At 55.0% G+C, this 20,630-nt stretch carries 17 protein-coding genes and 1 tRNA gene; 7 read left to right on the plus strand and 11 right to left on the minus strand.

The annotated features are described in order from the left end of the window. Positions 1-39: 39 nt before the first annotated feature. From ACLL9E_RS02270 to tkt, 7 genes are all read right to left on the minus strand, one after another. On the minus strand, positions 40-858 hold the full coding sequence (locus ACLL9E_RS02270; protein ID WP_411290121.1) for an inositol monophosphatase family protein: 819 nt from the start codon (positions 856-858) through the stop codon (positions 40-42). A gap of 125 nt (positions 859-983) precedes the next feature. Continuing rightward, a complete protein-coding gene (gene efp, locus ACLL9E_RS02275) occupies positions 984-1,547 on the minus strand; it encodes an elongation factor P (protein WP_411290122.1) in 564 nt (187 codons plus the stop codon). 80 nt (positions 1,548-1,627) lie between these two features. Next, positions 1,628-2,251, minus strand: coding sequence for a thiamine phosphate synthase (thiE, locus tag ACLL9E_RS02280; protein WP_411290123.1), 624 nt, complete (start codon positions 2,249-2,251; stop codon positions 1,628-1,630). A gap of 72 nt (positions 2,252-2,323) precedes the next feature. Then, positions 2,324-3,211, minus strand: coding sequence for a fructose bisphosphate aldolase (locus ACLL9E_RS02285; RefSeq protein ID WP_411290124.1), 888 nt, complete (start codon positions 3,209-3,211; stop codon positions 2,324-2,326). A gap of 75 nt (positions 3,212-3,286) precedes the next feature. Then, positions 3,287-4,486: a phosphoglycerate kinase gene (locus ACLL9E_RS02290; protein ID WP_411290125.1), complete on the minus strand. Its 1,200-nt coding sequence runs from the start codon at positions 4,484-4,486 to the stop codon at positions 3,287-3,289. A 7-nt stretch (positions 4,487-4,493) separates the two neighbouring features. Then, the gene (gene gap, locus ACLL9E_RS02295; RefSeq protein ID WP_411290126.1) at positions 4,494-5,501 is read right to left on the minus strand and encodes a type I glyceraldehyde-3-phosphate dehydrogenase; all 1,008 of its coding nucleotides are present in this window, start codon (positions 5,499-5,501) and stop codon (positions 4,494-4,496) included. 8 nt (positions 5,502-5,509) lie between these two features. After that, complete coding sequence (gene tkt / locus ACLL9E_RS02300) at positions 5,510-7,471, minus strand: transketolase (RefSeq protein WP_411290127.1); 1,962 nt, start codon at positions 7,469-7,471, stop codon at positions 5,510-5,512. A gap of 218 nt (positions 7,472-7,689) precedes the next feature. Between tkt and ACLL9E_RS02305 the strand changes: the two genes are divergently transcribed. The 4 genes from ACLL9E_RS02305 (at position 7,690) to ACLL9E_RS02320 (ending at position 9,214) form a co-directional block, all read left to right on the plus strand. Further along, positions 7,690-7,875: a hypothetical protein gene (locus tag ACLL9E_RS02305; RefSeq protein WP_411290128.1), complete on the plus strand. Its 186-nt coding sequence runs from the start codon at positions 7,690-7,692 to the stop codon at positions 7,873-7,875. Then, the gene (locus ACLL9E_RS02310) at positions 7,875-8,195 is read left to right on the plus strand and encodes a cell division protein ZapA (RefSeq protein ID WP_411290129.1); all 321 of its coding nucleotides are present in this window, start codon (positions 7,875-7,877) and stop codon (positions 8,193-8,195) included. Before ACLL9E_RS02305 ends, ACLL9E_RS02310 begins: the two co-directional genes overlap by 1 nt. Before the next feature lie 216 nt (positions 8,196-8,411). Next, complete coding sequence (locus tag ACLL9E_RS02315) at positions 8,412-8,981, plus strand: 5-formyltetrahydrofolate cyclo-ligase (RefSeq protein ID WP_411290130.1); 570 nt, start codon at positions 8,412-8,414, stop codon at positions 8,979-8,981. Further along, positions 8,978-9,214, plus strand: coding sequence for a DUF2842 domain-containing protein (locus tag ACLL9E_RS02320; protein WP_411290131.1), 237 nt, complete (start codon positions 8,978-8,980; stop codon positions 9,212-9,214). The genes ACLL9E_RS02315 and ACLL9E_RS02320 overlap by 4 nt, the downstream gene beginning before the upstream one ends. An 11-nt stretch (positions 9,215-9,225) precedes the next feature. On the opposite strand, the gene ACLL9E_RS02325 is transcribed toward ACLL9E_RS02320, so the two are convergent. Beyond that, positions 9,226-9,302 (minus strand) — tRNA-Asp (locus ACLL9E_RS02325). Between the two features lie 256 nt (positions 9,303-9,558). Between ACLL9E_RS02325 and ACLL9E_RS02330 the strand changes: the two genes are divergently transcribed. The 3 genes from ACLL9E_RS02330 (at position 9,559) to ACLL9E_RS02340 (ending at position 16,968) form a co-directional block, all read left to right on the plus strand. Continuing rightward, positions 9,559-10,590 carry a hypothetical protein gene (locus ACLL9E_RS02330; RefSeq protein WP_411290132.1) on the plus strand — a complete coding sequence of 344 codons (1,032 nt, stop codon included), beginning with the start codon at positions 9,559-9,561 and terminating at the stop codon, positions 10,588-10,590. 138 nt (positions 10,591-10,728) lie between these two features. Next, positions 10,729-11,832 (plus strand): hypothetical protein, encoded by a 1,104-nt coding sequence (locus ACLL9E_RS02335; protein ID WP_411290133.1) that lies wholly within the window; start codon positions 10,729-10,731, stop codon positions 11,830-11,832. Positions 11,833-11,934: 102 nt separating this feature from the next. Beyond that, positions 11,935-16,968 (plus strand): hypothetical protein, encoded by a 5,034-nt coding sequence (locus tag ACLL9E_RS02340; protein WP_411290134.1) that lies wholly within the window; start codon positions 11,935-11,937, stop codon positions 16,966-16,968. Here the strand turns inward: ACLL9E_RS02340 and ACLL9E_RS02345 are convergent. The 3 genes from ACLL9E_RS02345 to ACLL9E_RS02355 are packed head-to-tail and all read right to left on the minus strand — an operon-like array spanning position 16,965 to position 20,542. Further along, on the minus strand, positions 16,965-18,236 hold the full coding sequence (locus ACLL9E_RS02345; RefSeq protein WP_411290135.1) for a dihydrolipoamide acetyltransferase family protein: 1,272 nt from the start codon (positions 18,234-18,236) through the stop codon (positions 16,965-16,967). The two genes, ACLL9E_RS02340 and ACLL9E_RS02345, sit on opposite strands and share 4 nt — an antisense overlap. A 3-nt stretch (positions 18,237-18,239) precedes the next feature. Next, entirely contained in the window at positions 18,240-19,244 is a 1,005-nt protein-coding gene (locus tag ACLL9E_RS02350; RefSeq protein WP_411290136.1) for an alpha-ketoacid dehydrogenase subunit beta, read from the minus strand. 23 nt (positions 19,245-19,267) lie between these two features. Beyond that, a complete protein-coding gene (locus ACLL9E_RS02355) occupies positions 19,268-20,542 on the minus strand; it encodes a thiamine pyrophosphate-dependent enzyme (RefSeq protein WP_411290137.1) in 1,275 nt (424 codons plus the stop codon). Positions 20,543-20,630: the final 88 nt, after the last annotated feature.

The following is a 20,630-nucleotide window of genomic DNA, read 5'->3' on the forward strand; positions in this document are numbered from 1 at the left end:
AAGGCCAAGACTCGGCATTTTTATTACCTTTTTTGCAACTTATTTTATCGCCCCGACCAACAACTTGTGCAGCTTGCTATGCAAGATATCATTTGCGGCCAAAACCTGAACATCGGCGATATGCGGGCTTCGGCCGCGATAGTCGGTCACAAAGCCCCCGGCTTCACGGACAAGCAGGCATCCTGCGGCTGTATCCCAGGGCGAAAGCCCACTTTCCCAAAAGCCATCATAACGCCCCGCAGCGAGCCAAGCCAGATCGAGACTTGCGGCCCCGAAGCGGCGGATACCCGACACCGAAGGCCCAATAGCGTTGTAAATCTTGGACCATTCATCGAAGTCGCCATGGCCCTTATAGGGCGTGCCGGTCGCGATCAGTGCCTCGTTCAGTTGTCGGCGCGCAGAAACGCGCAGACGGCGGTTGCCCAGCCAAGCGCCCTTACCGCGCTCGGCCCAGAAGCTCTCATCTGTAATCGGGTTGTATACGAGGCCCGCAAAAATATCACCCCATCCAGAACCATCGGGCTTTGGATCTTGCACAGCAATCGAGATCGCAAAATGCGGAATTCCGTGCAGAAAATTGCTTGTGCCATCAAGCGGGTCGACGATGAAACGCGGCTTGCCGTCAGCTCCGGCAATCATTCCGCCTTCTTCCATTAGGAAGCCCCAATCAGGGCGTGCAATTTCAAGTTCGCGGAAGATCGTATCCTCGGCGCGTTCATCGGCCTTCGACACGAAATCTGCTGGTCCCTTTTGCGAGACCTGCAAATGCTCAATCTCGCCGAAATCACGGCGTAGCTTGCCACCCGCCTTACGGGCCGCTTTTTCCATGATGGTCAAAAGACCAGTTAATGCTGGCATATAATGCTCCCCTCCCGCTTGCTGGATGGGCCGGGGGAGGGCCTGCATCCGCGAAACGAGAGTAAAATTCAAATGGAGGGAACTACCCTCCCCTAACCCCTCCCGCCTGCGGGAGGGGAACGTACTTAATCGGCCTTCTTGACATATTCCCGTTCGTAGACGTCCACAACGATACGTGTGCCCGAGCTGATGAACGGCGGCACCATGACGCGGACGCCATTGTCAAGGATTGCAGGTTTGTAGCTGGATGAGGCGGTCTGGCCTTTGACAACAGCGTCGGCTTCAACAACCATTGCTTCGATTTGGTCTGGCAGGGCAACAGAAAGCGCCTCGTCATCATACATTTCCATGACGACATCCATGCCGTCCTGGAGGAAGGCCGCGGCATCACCCAACAGATCGCTTGGCAAGGTCACCTGATCATAGGTTTCCTTGTCCATGAACACCAGGTTGTCGCCCTCGGCGTACAAAAACTGGAAGTCCTTCTGGTCAAGGCGCACTTTCTCAACGCTTTCGGCGGAACGAAAACGGATGTTGTTCTTGCGGCCATCACGAAGGTTCTTGAGTTCCACTTGCATGTAAGCGCCGCCCTTGCCGGGCTGAGTATGCGCGGTCTTTACGACACGCCACAGGCCGCCTTCATATTCCAGAATGTTACCCGGCTTGATTTCAACCGCGTTGATTTTCATGAGTGAACTCGCTTGACAGATGGAAAGAGCTGACACGCAAAACGTGCCGTTGGACGCGGCCTTTAGCGATGACGACGCAATTAGGCAAGCAGTGCGTTGAATGCCTTTACTGCTTCGGCGGGTCCTTCCGGGTGGTTCCATATCGAGCTGCTGACTGCCAAGAAATCAGCGCCAGCGTCAATTAATGGCTTGGCATTGTCCGGAGTGACACCACCAATAGCCACGCAGGGCACTTCGGTGATCATGGACCATTTCTGTAATGTGTCCAGTTCAGCGACATGGTCCACGTTCTTCGTCTCCGTCGGGTAAAATGCGCCAAAAGCGACATAATCCGCGCCAGCCTCTGCTGCTTCCATCGCAAGGTGGCGGCTATTGTGACACGTGACACCAATTTGTGCGTCAGGTCCCAGCAGTTCGCGGGCCTCGCGGACATCACCGTCGCCCTGGCCCAGATGCACACCATCTGCTTTCAGCCGTTTGGCAAGCGCGACACTGTCGTTCACGATAAAGGCCACATCATGCGCTGCGCAAATTGCTTGCAAAGGCTCAGCCAAGGCGGCTGCCTCGTGCTGATCCACACCTTTAACGCGAAATTGAAAGGCCGCGACCGTGCCAGCGGATAAGGCCAGTTCTAATTGCGCCGGAAAATCACCGCCGACATCAAGCGGCGAGATCAGATATAATTGGCATGCATATTCAGTCATGCCGCGCCTCTTAACGAGGCTTTAGGCCAGCGGCAAACATCTTGCGCATTTGCCGCTGGCCCCTCTCCAAACTCAAGTCGCCGATGCTGCGTGGATTTCATCGATTGCGCTGGCAAGTGCCGCATCAAATTCGTCCGGGGTCATCTGGTGGCGCAAATCTTCAAGCAATGCCCGCGAGAAGCTGGCAATAATGCCCTTATTCTTGGCAAGCTCGGCGCACGCCTCGGTGCGCGCATAGCCGCCTGACAATGCAACAACACGCAGCACGCGTGGGTGATTGATAAGCGAATCAAACGTCCCGGCCTCTGCCGGAATAGACAGCTTTAACATGACCTTATGATCGCCTGACACATTATCCAGTGCCTTTAGGATCTCGTCGCGCAAAATGACGTCACTTTGCGCGCGGTCCGCGCTTTTGATGTTCACCTCAGGCTCGATAATGGGCATTAGGCCGTGGGCCAAGATTTGTTCAGCCACTTCGAACTGCTGTTTTACAATAGCGGCGATGCCCGAAGGCGATGCCTGATTAATCACCGATCGCTTTTTGGTGCCGAATACGCCCTTCGCCTTGGCGCGTTGCAACAGTTCATCAAGACCATGTATCGGCTTCATCAACTGAACGCCGTCGGCTTCATCCTCAAGTCCCTTGTCAACCTTGAGGAACGGCACGACGCCGCGGTCCTGCAAGGCTGCTGGTACTGGCTTGCCGCCCGCTTCGCCATCCATAGTCCGCTCAAAAAGGATCGCGCCCAAGACCTTCTCGCCCGAAAAGCTTGGCGCAGTAATGATGCGCGCCCGCATGTCGTGGATAAGCCCAAACATCTCTTCTTCGCTGGCATAGGCGTCTTCTTCAATGCCGTAGCCGCGCAGTGCCTTTGGCGTCGAACCACCGCTTTGGTCCAATGCAGCGATGAAGCCTGATGATGTCGCAACTTTATCCATCATGTCATTGTTATTCATATTTATTTTCCTGTGCGTTCTTTGGGCATACGTATGCATATTTGTTCGAAAAAAACGGGGCATTGCCCCGCATGTTTAATCTATGTTTAAAGCGTCGACCCCCGGTAGCGGCTTGCCTTCCATCCATTCGAGGAAAGCACCACCTGCGGTAGACACAAACGTAAAGTCCTTTGTCACTCCAGCGTGTTCCAATGCTGCAACGGTATCTCCCCCGCCCGCAACCGAAACCAGCGAACCTTCCCGCGTCAGCGCAGCGGCTGTCCGCGCAAGTGAAACCGTTGCAGCGTCAAACGGTTCAATTTCAAACGCGCCTAATGGCCCGTTCCATACCAATGTGCGGCAGTTTTTCAATACGTCAGCCAATGCCTCGACGGCCGCTGGCCCGATATCAAGGATCATTTCGTCGGGCGCGACCTCATGCACATTGACCGTCCGAACCGGCGGGTTTGCGCGAAATTCGACTGACGTCACGACGTCATATGGCAGATGTACGGTGCAGCCAGCGGCATCAGCAGCATCCATGATCGCGTTGGCCTGGGCTGCTAAGTCATGTTCGCACAGAGATTTTCCGACGTTGACGCCGCGTGCGGCTAAAAAGGTGTTCGCCATCCCGCCACCGATAATGAGATGATCGACTTGCTTGACCAGATTGTTCAGGACATCAAGCTTGGTTGATACTTTTGCCCCGCCGACAACGGCTGCCACTGGATGTTCGGGAGAACCCAATGCCGCCTGCAGCGCCTTAAGCTCTGCCTCCATCGATCGACCTGCATAAGCTGGCAAGATGTGCGCAAGCCCCTCGGTCGACATATGCGCGCGATGCGCTGCCGAAAAGGCGTCGTTGACGTATAAATCGCCATTGGCGGCCACATCACGCGCAAGTACGGGGTCGTTGGCTTCCTCACCTGGCCAAAACCGGGTATTTTCCAGTAATGCGATGTCTCCGTTGCCCAAAATTCCCACAGACTGCGCAACAACGTCGCCCGCAATTTCGGGCACAAACATAACTTCGCGCCCAAGCACATTTTCCAAAGCATCCAGAACCATCGACACCGACATTTCGCTGTGCTTAGCGCCCTTGGGACGACCGAAATGGGCAAGCAACAGGACTTTGGCGCCTTTGTCCGCCAATTCAAGCACCGTGGGCAATAACGCACGCAGCCGTGTTTCGTCGGTTACCCGCCCGTCGGCCATGGGAACATTCAGGTCGACACGCACGAGTGCGCGTTTACCCGCAATATCCCCCAGATCGTCGAGCGTGCGGAAGGTCATCAATAAATCCTTACAGTAACTTGCCGATGACGCCGGCGGTGTCGACCATGCGGTTGGAAAAACCCCATTCGTTGTCATACCAGCTCAACACACGCACAAGCTTGCCATCAATGACGGCCGTTTCAAGGCTGTCGATTGTCGAGCTTGCCGGGCAATGATTATAGTCAATCGAGACCAAAGGTTCGTCAGAATAGGCCAGAACGCCCTTGAGCTTGCCTTCAGACGCGGCCTTCAACAATGCATTGACCTCTTCCACCGACGTGTCACGCTTCGGCGTGAAGGTCAGGTCCACAATGCTGACATTGGGCGTCGGTACGCGGATTGCCGAGCCATCGAGCTTGCCCTTCAACTCGGGCATCACCTCGCCCACGGCGCGCGCTGCGCCAGTGGTGGTCGGGATCATCGACATCGCGGCGGCACGCGCGCGGCGCATATCGTCGTGAATCTGGTCGAGGATTTTCTGGTCGTTGGTGTAGCTGTGGATTGTGGTCATCAACCCGCGCTCGATACCAATGGCGTCATTGAGTACCTTTGCCAATGGTGCAAGGCAATTGGTGGTGCAGCTGGCGTTCGATACAATGACGTCGCCTGACGTTAAAACGTCGTGGTTGACACCAAAAACTACAGTCTTATCAACATTCTTGCCTGGCGCGGATATCAGGACACGCTTTGCGCCTGCGGCCAGATGCTTTTCCGCGCTGACGCGGTCAGTGAAAAATCCGGTGCACTCAAGCGCGATGTCGACATTGTTGGCGGCATGCGGCAGATTGGCCGGGTCGCGCTCCGCAGTCACATGGATGCGATTGCCGTTGACGATAATGTCATTGCCATCGGCTTCGACTGTGCCGGGAAAAGGCCCATGGACGCTATCCCGCTTGAACAACAGTGCATTGGCCTTCGCGGGGGCAAGATCATTGATTGCAACCAATTCGAGGTCATGGTCATCGCGCTCCAAAATCGCGCGTGCAACCAAACGTCCAATGCGGCCAAATCCGTTAATTGCTACTTTTACAGTCATGCTTGCTCCTATTGGCCCAGTCGGGCGACAATTTGCGGGGTGATCTTGTCAGCGGTCAGGCCAAAATAATCGTAAAGGGCGTCGATTGGGCCTGAAGCGCCGAAGCTGTCGATGCCAATCCGAAGGCCCTCGCCGACATAACGCTCCCAACCCATAGTTGTGCCAGCTTCAATCGAGACGCGGAGCGTATCATTCGGCAAAAGCTCGGATTTATAAGCAGCGGCCTGAGCGTCGAAGCGCTCCCAGCTTGGCATCGATACGACGTCCGCGCCAATGCCTTGTTGTTCAAGTTTATCTGCAACTGCGTTTGCGATTTCGACTTCAGACCCGGTTGCAATCAAGATAACTTTGCGCGGCGCGTCGGCGGCGCGAAGCTTGTAAGCACCCTTTGCAGAAAAATTCTCGCTAATGTCGGTGCGCAATTGCGGCAGATTTTGCCGCGACAATGCCAAGACCGATGGTGTTGACGCACTTTCGATCGCCAAGGCCCAGCATTCGGCAGTCTCAATTGAGTCACAAGGCCGGTACACGTGCAAATTAGGGATGAGGCGCAACGACATAACCTGCTCGATCGGCTGATGCGTTGGACCATCTTCACCTACACCGATGGAATCATGCGTCATCACGTAAATGACTCGCGTTTCCTGAAGCGCCGACAAACGTATGGCGGCACGGCAATAATCGGAGAAAATCAGGAACGTTCCGCCGTAAGGAATGATACCACCATGCAGCGCCATGCCATTCATCGCTGCGGCCATTCCGAATTCGCGAATGCCGTAATTTACATATCGACCTGAATAATCATTTTTATCTAATGTATTAGTTGATGCAGTTCGCGTGAAATTTGACCCCGTGAGATCAGCAGAACCACCCAGCAGTTCGGGTAGCGCGGCCGTTGCTGCCGTCAGCGCGATTTCGGAAGCCTTGCGGGTTGCAATTTTTTGCGGCGCAGCAATCAACCCGTCCAGATGCGGTTGAAGCCATGCACCGCTTGGCGTTCCCGCCATTGCAGTTTTGAACTCGGCAGCAGTGGGCGCTGCCGCAAGGCGTGATCGCCATGCGGCATGCTTCAGAGCACCCGCCTCGCCTGTTGCACGCCATGCACCGAGAATGTCTTCGGGAATCTCGAACGCTGGATATGGCCAATCGAGGGCAGCGCGCGTGGCAATAATTTCGTCCGCGCCTAGCGGACTGCCATGCGGTGCCTTGGTGCCTTGCTTATTTGGCGATCCCTTGCCGATCAACGTCCGGCACGCGATTAACGACGGACGCTGATCCTGTAAAGATGTCTGAATAGCACGTTCTATGTCATTGAAATCATGTCCATCGCAAGATTCAACGTGCCAACCGCTTGCAACATATCGCGCCGCGATGTCTTCACTCGTGGACAGGTCCGTTGCGCCATCAATCGTGATGCGGTTGTCATCCCAAAAAACGATCAGGCGGCCAAGACCAAGATGGCCGGCAAGCCCGACCGCTTCGTGGTTTATGCCTTCCATAAGGCAACCGTCACCAGCAACTACCCAAGTGCGATGGTCAACCAATTCGTCGCCAAAGCGCGCATTGAGGTGACGTTCGGCAATGGCCATGCCAACTGCCATTGCAAGTCCTTGCCCAAGTGGACCGGTGGTGCATTCGATGCCATCAATCAGGAAATTTTCGGGGTGTCCGGCGCAAGGGCTGCCCAATTGGCGGAAGTTTCTGATGTCGTCGATGGTCGGACTGGCATATCCTGTTAAATACAAGGTTGCATATGCAAACATCGACCCATGGCCTGCTGACAACACGAAACGGTCGCGATCCGCCCAATCGGGGGCTTTCGGGTCGAATTTCAGAAATTTTGAATATAGGACCGTTGCAACGTCCGCCATACCCATAGGCATGCCTGGATGGCCACTATTAGCGGCTTGCACAGCATCCATGGCTAATGCCCGAATTGCATTGGCCATTTGCTGGTCACTAACGGTCATGTTCTATCCCCGGTTGTCGCTCCCCAAAGGAAGCTGTTGGCGGGGCATTTTGCATTATGCGAAACCGCCGAGTCGTTGGTGCGAACCCTTTGCGGATGCAAGTGCCAAGCGTCAAGTGAGCCACGTGTTTTTTGGCCGGATCCGTGCGGAAAAATGCTATCACTTATTTGCAATGTACCGATACTCTGATACATTTCCTGATTAAAGGAGCCTAAGCCATGGCGGAAGAACGGTTTATCGTAGCGATCGGACGTATAGAACGCGCGCTGTCCCGGATTGAAAAAATGGCTCTGTCTCCCACTGATGATGAGAACACGGACCTCTCCGAACGCCATAAAAAACTTAAATCCCAAACACTTGCCGCCATTCAGGATATCGACAAAATTCTGGCCGGAGCGGGCTGATGCCTGACATTAAAATAACGATCACTGGCCGTGAATACATGGTGGCTTGCAACCCCGGTGAGGAGCAGCGTCTCATGGCTCTAGGGGCTATGGTCGATGCCAGCGCGCATGAAGCAGGCGGAGGCTCCGGCAGCTTAAATGAAACCCGCACGCTGCTGTTTGCCGCACTTCTGCTCGCAGACAAGCTGCATGATGCCGCGCCAGCGACGGAGGATATGCAGGTGAACATCCAGGCAGACGGAAAGATGGCGCAATCAGCCAATGCTTTAGAGAGTCTTGCGGCCCGATTGGAAAATCTGGCGCTTAGGCTTGAGAATTAACGAAATGCGCTTATATTAGAAATTGGCGGAACTGTCCGGCACGAACTGATGAGAACATCCCTGAGGCGATTATCTATCTAAGGGAGCTGTCCCTGCCTGGGCCGTTTGGGAAACCTTAAGGTCCAGATCACACGGTGCCCACCTGACGTCCTGGCGTCAGAGGATATTCCGGGAAACGACCCATGGTGGTTCCGCCAACTTTCTTCAGGAAAACCTGTGCTTTCAGACTATGACAAACAGGCGCAGCGGTTGAAATATCGCAATATCCGGGACCAGTTTGTGGCTGCGATGTCGCCGCAAGTCCGCGCGCTCGCGTTTTCCAAAATTCCTAGTCCATTGGCGAAATATTTGCAGCCGGGAAAAATTGTCGCTGGCTATGTGGCTATCGGCTCTGAGGTAAACCCAGCCGCCCTGATGGCACAGGCGAATGCATTAGGCTGCGATATGGCCCTGCCCCACGTTACCCGCAGATCAGCGCCCATGCGGTTCCTGCGATGGACTCCGGGCGATGATCTGGTTGCCGGGCCATTCGGGCTTCAGCAACCTTCCGAAAACGCCGCGGAATGCAGGCCTGACGTGGTTTTGACGCCACTGACGGCTTATGATGACAGGCTGATGCGGCTTGGTCAGGGCGCAGGCTATTACGACAGGACGTTGAGCCTGCTTGACCACGCGATCAAGGTTGGCCTTGCTTGGTCGATACAGCGCGCGCCCGTATTGGCAACGGACATTTGGGATGTACCTATGGATGCAATACTCACCGAACAATCATGGATAACTTTGTGACATCACCCCTAAAACAGCCAAGCTGGCGCAAGCCGGCAGGAATGCTTGCGATTTTGCTCATCATATCGATATGGTCAATCATCGTCGTAAGTGCGTCGGAATTCATCGGTGCCCAGCACATTGCTGTGCAGAGCATTATCTATCTTGTTGCAGGTATAATCTGGATTGCGCCAATGCGTCCGCTGCTGATCTGGATGGAAACAGGCTCTTTTCGCGCACCCCCGGAGATATAAATCCAAGAGAGTGGCGCGAGTGACGGGGCTCGAACCCGCGACCTCCGGCGTGACAGGCCGGCGCTCTAACCAACTGAGCTACACCCGCTAAACTGCGGTTGGGGGGCACTAGAAGCGACGCAAGATTCTGTCAACGCCATTTGTCATAAATGGGCTTTTTCTGATAACTCTATGCAAGCCGCTACGCGCACTAAATTTTTGCAAACGATAACAGAATAATGTTACCGACTGTTCTTAGAATTAGATTTTTTCACATTTTACGTTCATTTTCATTTGTTTAGCATGGTTAATCAAAGCTGTCAGAATTAACAGTTTCTTGATATTGTTCTGCCACATGTCTGCGGATGACCAGACCGCATTCCGTACCGCGATTAACGCGTCGTGCGCCGATCCACAGGCGATTGGCGCGCGTCAGCGTTATATTTTGGCTGCTTTTAGCGGGCGCGCCGGCGTTAGCTGCGGGCACGCCGGCCGGTACCGATATAGAAAACATCGCTTCAGCGACATTTGATGGCCCCGGCGGCCCTGTTACTATCGATTCCAATACTGTTATCATCAAAGTCGACGAACTGCTTGACGTCACGGTCGTGAGAACTGATCCCGGCGATGTTATCACCAATCCCGGGAAAACAGGCAATGTCCAGTCATTCCGAATAACGAATACCGGTAATGGTGACGAAGCTTTTAATATTACAGTTAACACAGCCAATGGCGGCGATGATTTTGATCCAACGCTTCAGCAGATCGCCATCGATAGCAACAATAACAATGTTTATGATGCCGGAGTTGATTCCGTTTACGTCGCTGGTTCGAATGATCCGGTAATTTCCCCCGACCAAAGCCGAACCGTTTTCGTGATCACATCGACGCCGTCGGGAATTGCAAACGGAGCAAGAGCGAATGTCAGCCTAACGGCTACTGCGGTTACCGGGTCGGGTGCGGCGGGCACTGCATTTGTCGGCCAAGGTCAAGGCGGCGGCAATGCCGTTGTCGGATCGTCCGGAGCTGTTGCTGTTGCCAATGGATTTTTGGCAGTTCAATCTACATCCCTGACTCTTGTTAAATCGGCATCAATCGCTGATCCGTTTGGCGGACAACGGCCGGTTCCCGGCGCGATTGTCACATACCGGTTGGTCGCGACGGTGTCCGGGACCGGCACGTTAAACAACCTGAAGATCAATGACCCCATTCCGTCCGGGTCTAATTACCAAACAGGATCCATGACGCTTCAAACATCTGCGGCAGCAGCGGTCAGCCTGACCGACGCAGCAGATAGCGATGCAGGTATCTTCAACGGCACACGCGTAACTGTCGCGGCAGGCAATGTCACGGCAGGCGAAACGCGCACAGTCACATTCAGGGTCGTCATTCAGTGATGCCCCGCAACTTTAATATCATCCTCAATACACGGGATAAATGCATTTATCGTGGCTTGGTCAAACAGGCTGCGAGACCGTCCCGATTGCGGCGGTGTGGGCGCAATCAAGATTAGAAGACAACAGGAGTATTAAGCAATGACCAGTACGCTTAAACTGCTCGCTGCCTGTTCAACAATTTCCATGGCAATGCTGTGCTCTGCACCTGCATTTGCCGGGGGAACTGCGTCAGGCACCGACATTTTGAATACCGTGAACGTGAACTATCAGGTGGGAGCGGTTGCGCAGACAACCGTGTCCGCATCGGACACTTTCAAGGTCGACCGGAAGATCATCTTCAGTTTGGTGGAAGCAGCTACAACCGGAACACAATCGGTCAATCCGGGCCAGACCGCTCAGGTTGCCCGCTTTCAGATAACGAACACATCAAACGACACGCTGGACTTCAACCTTGCGGCTCTTCAGCAAGCGACATCGACCAATGCGGCGCATGGCGGACAGGACGGGTTTGACCTGACGTCATTTCAGTTTTTTGTCGATAGCAACGGCAATGGCACGTATGAATCTGGCACCGATACGGCGACGACCGTAGACAATCTCGGCCTCGATCAATCGCGCATCATATTCGTTGTCGGAAACGTTCCGCTCAACGCGACCAACGGCCAGATTGCGGGTGTCCAACTCACCGCAACCGCGCTTGAAAGCAACGGCACCGCCATTACTGCAGTGGGCGATGGCACTGTAAACGGTGCCACGACAGTAGAAACTGTATTTGCTGATACGGTCAAAACGGGTGTTGGCGGTGCTTCTATCGCCCGTGACGGGATCGACGTGGCAACCGACAGCTTCACGGTTTCTGCCGCCGTATTGAGCGTGTTTAAAAGCAGCCGGGTTATCAGTGATGGCGTCAGCGCAAGTAACTTTAAATCGGTTCCGGGCGCCGAAGTGGAATATTGCATATCGGTCACAAACGCTGCGGGCGGTGCCACGGCGACGAACATCAGTATTTCCGACCTTGTACCGACGAACACAACTTTTGTTCCTGCTTCGATCAGGATCAACGCGACTGTGACTTCGCCCGGTGCAAGCCAAACCTGCTCCGGCGGTTCAGCTGCAACCGATACCGCAGGTGACGCCGACGGCGGAAGCTTTGGAACACCTGCCAACACCGTTGCCGGTTCGTTGACAAATATCGCAGGCGGGAATTCCAGCGCCGTCATTTTCCGCGCAACCATCAATTAAAGCATATTGGGCGGTGAACGGATAATCCCGTCACCGCCCGAATTTGAAATGGGTCCATTAACCAAATATTTGCGAAAGATCGCCTTTGTATTGACGGCAGGAATGCTCCTTCCTGCCGTCAATTCAGACGCGTATGCCCAAAGCGCCTCTCGCATTATCGTCAATACCGCGTCGGCGGAATGGGACGCGGGAACTGCCCGGCTTTCAGTCCAATCAAACACTGTTCAATTTGCAGTTGACCAGGCTCAGCTGCCTGCTGTCGTTTCCTTGTACCGTTTGTCGCAGGGCGCTGGATCCATCACGCAGGCATTGCCGCAAACAATGTGCTTAGGTACTGCCGGTCCCGTTCCAATAAAGCTGGCTGGCGTTTTTGCAGATGTCCAAATGGCAACCGCGCGCGTAGTGCAGACAACCATGATACGGGCTGGCGAACCCCTTATTATTCGCGTCAACGCACCGTCGAAAAATGCAAACGCCGCCGGGATTGATAACTTCGATGCGGTTGTCATAACGTCGAACGGCGACCGGGAACGCATTTCGTTTACCGAAGATTCGGAAAATAGTGGAAATTTTGTAGGTTATATCAATACGCGGGCCATTCCTCCATCGCCCATCATCGGTGACTGTGTGCTTTCTGTAAATCCGGGTGACAAGATTGATGTTGAGCTTGATGATGCGTTAAATGGTACGTCTGTGGGCCATACCGGCGTCGAGATACTCGTCGATCCATTTGGTTTGGTATTCGACAGCGGCAATGGCGCGCCCGTTGACGGCACACGCGTGAGTATAATCAACGCGGCAACAGGCCTACCCGCCGAAGTTTTCGGCGATGACGGGGTATCGGCATTTCCGAACACGCTGATTGCCGGATCGACGGTCACCGACGCGAGCGGGAATGTTTATGCGTTTAGCCCTGGATTCTATCGATTCCCGTTTCTCCGCCGGGGGACGTATCGGCTAATCGTTACGCCGATTTCGCCATATTCATTCCCATCGGTTGCAACCATACAGGAGCTATCGGCGCTGATCCGGCCTGATGGCGGCGCTTTTGCGATCTCGCGTGGATCTTATGGCAGCACATTCACATTATTTGACCCTGCCCCGGTGCGGATCGACCTTCCCTTGGACCGTGCCGGTGGCGCATTAAATCTGCGTAAAGAGACATCAACCGTAACGGCCGCACCCGGCGATATTGTCCAGTATCGGATAACGGTCGCAAATCCTGACCAAGACAGAAGCACTGGCCAGATCATAATCACTGACCAACTCCCAACTTCACTCCGGTTGAGACAGAATAGTGTAAAATACCAAGGCGCTCAGATAAACCCCGCTATTGCCCCTGACGGCACCAGCTTTAGCGTTGTCGTTTCACCGTTGGGCGCCGGGCAAAAGGGGCTCCTGACATATCTGACCGAAGTCAGACAAGACGCGCGTACGGGTAATAGCGTCAACCTTGCGTCGGCAACCGACAATCGTGGGGCACAAAGCGGCATGGTCGACGCGGCGATCCGCATTGTCAAAGATGGCATTTCCGAACGATTCACGCTTGTTGGACGGGTCACCGAAGGCGGCTGCCGGGTCGATCCCCGCATATCCAAGGGGCTAGCTGGCGTGCGCGTCATGCTGCAGGACGGCACCTACACCGTGACGGACAAGGATGGTCGCTATCACTTTGAAGGTCTAATACCCGGCCTTCACGTCGTTCAGGTTGATCCCAACAGCTTTCCGCTTGATCAAGCCCCCATTGATTGCGCCGACAACACGCGCAGTGCTGGAAGTGCTATTTCACGTTTTGTGGAAGGCAAAGGCGGCGCGCTGAAACGGGCAGATTTTCGCGCTACGTCCACGGCCCCTCGAACCGACACGCGCAAATCTGTCTCCGCGCTGCCCGCCGTCCTCACTGATCCGCAAGCGGCAGGCGCAGAGCGTGACTGGTTCGCTGGCCAAGAGCCGGGAACAGGCTTTGTCTATCCGGATATTGACCAAAATCCGCGCGTAAAATCAATTCGTATTGCCGTGAAACATCAGTCGGGGCAGACGGTCGCGTTAGCGGTCAACGGTGTCGCAGCCAACGCGCTCAATTTCGACGGTGTGAAGAAAAGCGCCGACGGGCAGATCCTTATTGCCATTTGGCGCGGTGTTGGCATCGAGGATGGCGAAAACAAGCTTGTCGCGCAGATCAAGGACCCCTCAGGTGCGGTCGTGGAAACACTCCAGCGAAGCGTATATTTCGCACACGCACCTATGAAGGCGCAATTCATAAAGGAGCAATCCGTCCTTGTAGCGGATGGTGTCACGCGCCCGCGCATCGTCGTGCGCCTGACCGACCGGACTGGTCGACCAGTGCAACATGGCTCCGTCGGCGACTTTCAGGTTTCCGACCCTTATCGCGCGGCTGTTGAAGTCGATGCAGAGCAAGCCAATCAGTTATCGGGGCTTGAACGCGCGGCACCTGTGTGGCGGGTCCATGGCGATGATGGTTTGGCGTATATCGAACTCGAACCTACAACCGCTTCGGGAAGCGTTGCCATAAGCTTTAACTTTACCGATGGCGAAGTCCGCCGCGCGCAGCGTGTTGAAACCTGGCTTGACCCGGGCGACCGTCCATGGACTGTCGTCGGCTTTGCAGCCGGAACAGTCGGATTTAACAAGTTGAAAGAAGGCCTCGAAGTCATCAATGGCGAAAACGACCCCATTAACGTCGATGGCCGGATAGCTCTTTACGCAAAAGGCCGCGTCACTGGCAAATGGCTGATGACCATGGCCTATGACACCGACAAGAAAGAAGACGAAACGCGCTTTGCCGGGATTATTGACCCACGGCGTTATTACACCATTTACGCCGATGGCACTGACCAGCGCTATGACGCGGCATCGGTTCGCCGGCTCTATCTCAAACTTGAACGCCCGCAATTTTATGCGCTTTTCGGTGATTATCAGACAGGCCTTGATGAGCCCGAACTGGCACGATATCAAAGGTCCTTCAACGGCGTGAAGGCCGAATACCGCAATGACGAAATCCAGGCGACTGCCTTTGGTTCGGACACCCCCACCCGCTATCGCCGCGATGAAATTCAGGGTAATGGCTTGTCGGGACCATATAGCCTCGGCTCGCGGGACATTATCGCCAACACCGAACGCTTGCGCGTCGAAACGCGTGACCGGTTGCGGTCGGATCGGATAATCGAGACCAAAACGCTGTTCCGGCACATCGACTATGACATTGACTATTTATCGGGCACCGTTCGGTTCCGTGAACCCGTGCTTTCGCGTTCAAGTGGCCTCAATCCGCAATTCATCATCGCCGAATATGAAGTCGACGGAATTGGAAAGCGCGCTGCGAACGCTGGTGGTCGCGTCCGGTGGACAAGCCCGGACGAGAGGCTTCAAATTGCGGCGACTGGCGTCCATGACGAAAGCGATGTCAGCAAAACCGACCTTTTGGGCGCTGACATTATTTTCCGGCCCAACACTGGAACCGAAATTCGTGCGGAGTTTGCTGGCTCCAATTCACAGGTACAGTCATCCGCTATTGCTTCAAGCGCAGGCGGAGCTACTGCATGGCTCATTGAGGCTGAACATCATGATGAACGCTTCGACGTGCTTGCTTATGTGCGTGAACAGCAAGCTGGGTTCGGCGTTGGACAGCAGAACCGTTCCGAAATCGGCACGCGCAAATTTGGAATGGATGGACGCGTTCGGATTACCGAACAGCTTTCGGCATCTTTGATCGCTTACCAGGAACAGTTTCTCGGCAATGACGCCCGCCGAAGGGCCGCGATTAGTGAAATCGAATATCGGGCCGATGCAACGACATTTCGGGCGGGGCTGACTCACGCGAGCGACATGCTTTCGGACGGCACGACGAATGAGTCTACATTGGCTCGTCTGGGGGCTTCTCAGCGGCTTCTGGATGGCAAGCTGGAACTTTCGGCTCAAACCGAATTTGCCTTGGGCGGCAAAGACGACAGCGTCGACTTCCCTGCCCGACACAGCGTATCTGCCCGCTATTCAATAAATTCGGGCATCGCCTTAGTTGCGGGCTATGAAATCGCAAAGGGCGAGAATATCGACGCGCGGACCGCACGCGTTGGTTTCGACCTTGCACCATGGGCCGGTGGCCGAGTTCTCGCCGGCTTTAATCAGCAGCAGATTACCGAAAACGGTTCACGCAACTATGCCGCTTACGGGCTCGCGCAATCTTTCCGGATCAACGAAAACTGGTCAGTTGACCTGACCTTGGATGGCAACACGACGCTGGGTGGGATAGACCCTGCTAACATCGTCAACCCAGAACAGCCCGTCGCCTCTGGAGGCTTCCTGGGAGCCTCTGGAGCGCTTACCGAAGACTTTACGGCAGTGACTGCCGGAGCAACCTATCGTGGCACTGTATGGAGCTGGACGGGGCGCGCAGAGGCTCGCGATGGAGAGACCACCAATCGTTACGGAATAACCACTGCGGTCTTGCGCCAAATCGGCGAAGGCCGCGCCGTCGGCGGGGCCTTTAGTTGGTTCCGCGCCAAAGAAACCGGCGGCACCCAAACTACCACAGCTCAGGCCGAAATTAGCTGGGCACACCGTCCCGGCAGCAGCGCATGGTCGATTTTGAACAAAACAGAGTTCCGCTACGATGCTGTTCGCGGCGCTGTAGCCGGAATGGCTGGCCCAATCGGCAGCGCGTTGTTGAACATCGATGGCGATGCCAGCTCGCGCCGCATCATAAATAGCCTGTCGATCAATTACACACCCATTGATTCGCGCGCGGGTGGCTTTGCCGAGCGTGGTGAATATGCTTTGTTCTGGGGAACGCGTTACGCCACGGACCGTTTCGGCAGTGACGACATCAAAGGCTGGAGCAACGTCTTTGGAGGCGACCTCAAATTCGATATCAGCAAACTTGCCGACGTTGGCGTGTCAGGCACTGTTCGCATTGGCAGCAACAAAGCCAATATCTCCTATGCTGTTGGTCCTCAAGTGACGGTTACGCCATTCCAAAACGCCAATATCAGCGTCGGCTATAACATCGTCGGCTTTGAAGACCGCGATTTTGAAGAAGCGCGTTACAGCCGCTCCGGCCCATTCGTGACCTTCAAATTGAAGCTCGACCAAAATAGCCTGTCTGGTTTCAAACTTTAATCAGCAAAAAGCAAAACCGGCGTTTCAATCAGCTTTTTCAGCGCCTGAACATAGCTTGCTGCATCCCAGCCATCGACAACGCGATGGTCGCAGCTGATTGACAGGTTCATCAACTTGCGCGCCTCAATATTGTCTCCGACAAACATGGGGCGTTCGACGATCTTGTTCGGGCCGATGATTGCAACCTCTGGCCGGTTGATAACGGGCGTCGTGGCAATGCCGCCCAATGGACCAAGCGATGTGATGGTCAAGGTCGAACCGGACAGTTCCTCGCTTTTGGCCGAACCGCTACGCGCAGCCTCTGCAAGGCGGGTAATCTCGCTCGCCAATTGCCAGATGTTCCGATCCTGCGCATCGCGGATAACAGGAACCATCAGGCCAGCATCGGTCTGCGTCGCCATGCCCAGATGGACGGCGCCATGACGCGTAACCACGCCATTTTCGTCATCAAATCGCGCATTGATCATCGGGAATTGCGGAATGGTTTTGCAAATCGCGACAATCAGCATGGGCAAAAGCGTAAGCTTTGGCTTTGCGCCGCGATTGGCGTTCAAATCGGCGCGCATGGACTCGATAGCCGTGACGTCGATTTCCTCGACATATGTGAAATGCGGAATATGCCGCTTTGACGCCGCCATATTGTCAGCGATCCGGCGGCGCATGCCGATGACCTTTATAGTCTCGTCATCACGGCGCGCGTTGGCCGCTGCTGGGCGGTAGCCCATTTGCGTTCCATAATTCAGAAACGCGTCAAGATCGGCATGACGGATATGTCCGCCAGCAGCCTTTACCTCGCTCAGGTCGACGCCAAGGTCTTTGGCACGTTGGCGCACGGCCGGCGACGCCATGACCTTGTCCGAAACCGAGTTCGCTATTGGCGCAGCGGGCGGCGCAGGTTGCGGAACAGGTGCAACCGTAATCGTCTCGGCAACCGGTTCAGGCGCATGCGGATTTTCGTCTTCAACAACAGCGGCGGGTGTCGGCGTCTCCAACGGCGCGGGCGTCTCATCGGCGTCCGCGGCATCGCCAGCAACTTCGATTTCCACAAGCATCGAACCGATTGCGATGACGTCTCCTGCTTCACCGGCGACTTTCGTCACAACGCCTGAAACCGGGCTTTCCATTTCGACCGTCGCCTTGTCGGTCATCATATCCGCCAAAGGTTGGTCTTCGGAAATATTGTCGCCAACCTTGACATGCCAAGCGACGATTTCTGCCTCTGCAATGCCTTCACCGATGTCGGGCAAATTGAACGTAAATTTGGGCATCGGTCAGTCCTTCATGATCTTGTCAAAGGCGCGGGCAAGTCGCACAGGGCCCGGGAAATAAGCCCATTCTAGGCTGTGTGGATAAGGCGTATCAAATCCAGTCACGCGCTCCACCGGCGCTTCGAGATGGTAGAAACAACGTTCCTGCACCTGCGCAGCCAGTTCCGCGCCAAACCCGCTTGTGCGCGTCGCTTCATGCACAACCATGCATCGGCCTGTTTTCTTCACCGACGCCTCAATGGTTTCGATATCGAGCGGCAATAACGTGCGCAGGTCGATAACCTCTGCATCAATTCCATGTTCGGCCACGACTGCCTTTACGACATGCACCATGGTCCCATAAGTCAGCACCGTGACCGTCTCGCCCTCGCGAATGACAGATGCTTTGCCTAAGTCGATGCGGTAATAGCCTTCGGGAACATCGCTGCCTTCATGCTTTGACCAAGGCTCAACCGGACGGTCATAATAGCCGCTAAACGGGCCGTTGTAGATGCGTTTGGGCTCGAAGAAAACGACGGGGTCATTGTCTTCAATTGCTGCGATCAACAGGCCTTTTGCATCATAAGGTGTCGCAGGAATCACGGTCTTGATGCCGCAGATGTGGGTGAACATGCTTTCGGGACTTTGGCTGTGCGTCTGCCCGCCAAAGATGCCGCCACCAAAGGGCGACCGCACCGTCATCGGGCAAATGAAGTCATTGGCCGAACGATAGCGTAAGCGCGCGGCTTCACTCACCAATTGGTCGAGCCCGGGGTAGATATAATCGGCAAACTGGATTTCAGGTACAGGACGCAGGCCATAAGCTGCCATGCCGACCCCAACGCCGATAATCCCGCATTCGCTGATGGGCGTGTCGAACACACGCGTCTTGCCGTGTTTTTTCTGCAAACCGGCAGTTGCGCGAAAGACGCCGCCAAAATAGCCGACATCTTCACCCATGATGACGACTTCCGGGTCTTTTGCGAGCATGACATCCAGCGCGCTGTTGATTGCCTCAATCATGTTCATAGTTTTCGTGGCTGTGACCGACATCAGCGTGCCTCCCACTCGGGACCAAATTTGTCCTTTTGCTCTTCAAGCATCTGGGCGCACTGCTCCTTCAAATGCCATGGCATCTCTTCAAAGACATCCTCAAACATCGTTTCGAACGGATGGTGGAGGCCATGGCCCAGAATGCCGTTTTTCTCGGACTCCTTCTGTACGGCTTTCACATGATCCATAAGCTCGGCGATCAGCGCGTCATGTTGCGCATCGCTCCATGCGCCAGTCGCAATCAAATGGTCCTTCAAACGCGTTACCGGGTCACCCAAGGGCCACAGCGCATATTCCTCCGCCGCGCGGTATGCACCCGGGTCGTCAGAGGTCGAGTGCCCCTCCCCGCGATAGGTGAAATATTCGATCAGGGTTGGTCCGCCATTGGTTCGCGCGCGGTTGGCGGCCCACTGCATCGCTGCGTACACGGCGAGCGCATCATTGCCATCGACACGCAATCCGGCAATGCCATAGCCGATCGCGCGCGCGGCAAAGGTCGTCCGCTCACTCCCGGCAAAGCCCGAGAAGGACGAAATCGCCCATTGGTTGTTTACGACCTGAAAAATGACTGGCGCATTGTAAACCGCTGCGAAGGTCAACGCGCTGTGAAAGTCACCCTCTGCGGTCGAACCATCACCACACCATACAGCGGAAATGCGCGTATCAGCACGTGATGCAGATGCCATGGCCCAGCCCACGGCCTGCGGATATTGGGTGGTCAAATTGCCGGAGATGCTGAAGAAACCATATTCCTTTGCCGAATACATAACCGGCAATTGGCGGCCCTTTAGATGGTCGCCGCGGTTGGAATAAATCTGGTTCATCATATCGACGAGCGGGTAATCGCGGGTGATTAAAATGCCCTGCTGGCGGTAACTCGGGAAACACATGTCATCCGAATGCAATGCCATCGTCGTTGCAACCGATGTTGCTTCTTCGCCAAATGATTTCATGTAGAAACTGGTCTTGCCTTGTCGCTGCGCCCGGAACATACGGTCGTCAAATGCACGTAATAACAGCATCTTACGAAGCATAGCGCGTAACGTATCGGCATCAAGACCGGGGTTCCAGCTGCCCGATGCGTGGTTATCATCCCCGAGAACGCGGACAAGGCCATAGGCCAAAGGATGAATGTCTGCCGGCTGCACATGCTCGTCCGGGCGAGGATAGGCATCCACTTCAGGCACGATAACATCGCTGAAGTCAGCGACATCGCCGGGACGGAATTTAGGTTCGGGGATATGCAGGGACAGCGGCGCGAGGTTATCTTTCATAGCTTGCACCATATCCGTCTCTGCTCCCAAACGCCTGAACGACTCAGGCGGTTTATTATTCACGCTTGTTATAATATTTCAAACAAGG

This window comes from Sphingorhabdus sp. (assembly GCF_046596595.1).
Taxonomy (GTDB): Bacteria; Pseudomonadota; Alphaproteobacteria; order Sphingomonadales; family Sphingomonadaceae; genus Sphingorhabdus_B.

What these genes read in the sequence shown, in the direction of transcription:
- ACLL9E_RS02305 (WP_411290128.1), top strand. Translation starts at nt 7,690, where the DNA reads ATGGCGGAAGAACGGTTTATCGTAGCGATCGGACGTATAGAACGCGCG.
- ACLL9E_RS02285 (WP_411290124.1), bottom strand. Translation starts at nt 3,211, where the DNA reads ATGAATAACAATGACATGATGGATAAAGTTGCGACATCATCAGGCTTC.
- ACLL9E_RS02340 (WP_411290134.1), top strand. Translation starts at nt 11,935, where the DNA reads ATGCTCCTTCCTGCCGTCAATTCAGACGCGTATGCCCAAAGCGCCTCT.
- ACLL9E_RS02345 (WP_411290135.1), bottom strand. Translation starts at nt 18,236, where the DNA reads ATGCCCAAATTTACGTTCAATTTGCCCGACATCGGTGAAGGCATTGCA.
- ACLL9E_RS02355 (WP_411290137.1), bottom strand. Translation starts at nt 20,542, where the DNA reads ATGAAAGATAACCTCGCGCCGCTGTCCCTGCATATCCCCGAACCTAAA.
- ACLL9E_RS02310 (WP_411290129.1), top strand. Translation starts at nt 7,875, where the DNA reads ATGCCTGACATTAAAATAACGATCACTGGCCGTGAATACATGGTGGCT.
- ACLL9E_RS02270 (WP_411290121.1), bottom strand. Translation starts at nt 858, where the DNA reads ATGCCAGCATTAACTGGTCTTTTGACCATCATGGAAAAAGCGGCCCGT.
- ACLL9E_RS02350 (WP_411290136.1), bottom strand. Translation starts at nt 19,244, where the DNA reads ATGAACATGATTGAGGCAATCAACAGCGCGCTGGATGTCATGCTCGCA.
- thiE (WP_411290123.1), bottom strand. Translation starts at nt 2,251, where the DNA reads ATGACTGAATATGCATGCCAATTATATCTGATCTCGCCGCTTGATGTC.
- ACLL9E_RS02335 (WP_411290133.1), top strand. Translation starts at nt 10,729, where the DNA reads ATGACCAGTACGCTTAAACTGCTCGCTGCCTGTTCAACAATTTCCATG.
- ACLL9E_RS02330 (WP_411290132.1), top strand. Translation starts at nt 9,559, where the DNA reads ATGACCAGACCGCATTCCGTACCGCGATTAACGCGTCGTGCGCCGATC.
- tkt (WP_411290127.1), bottom strand. Translation starts at nt 7,471, where the DNA reads ATGACCGTTAGTGACCAGCAAATGGCCAATGCAATTCGGGCATTAGCC.
- gap (WP_411290126.1), bottom strand. Translation starts at nt 5,501, where the DNA reads ATGACTGTAAAAGTAGCAATTAACGGATTTGGCCGCATTGGACGTTTG.
- efp (WP_411290122.1), bottom strand. Translation starts at nt 1,547, where the DNA reads ATGAAAATCAACGCGGTTGAAATCAAGCCGGGTAACATTCTGGAATAT.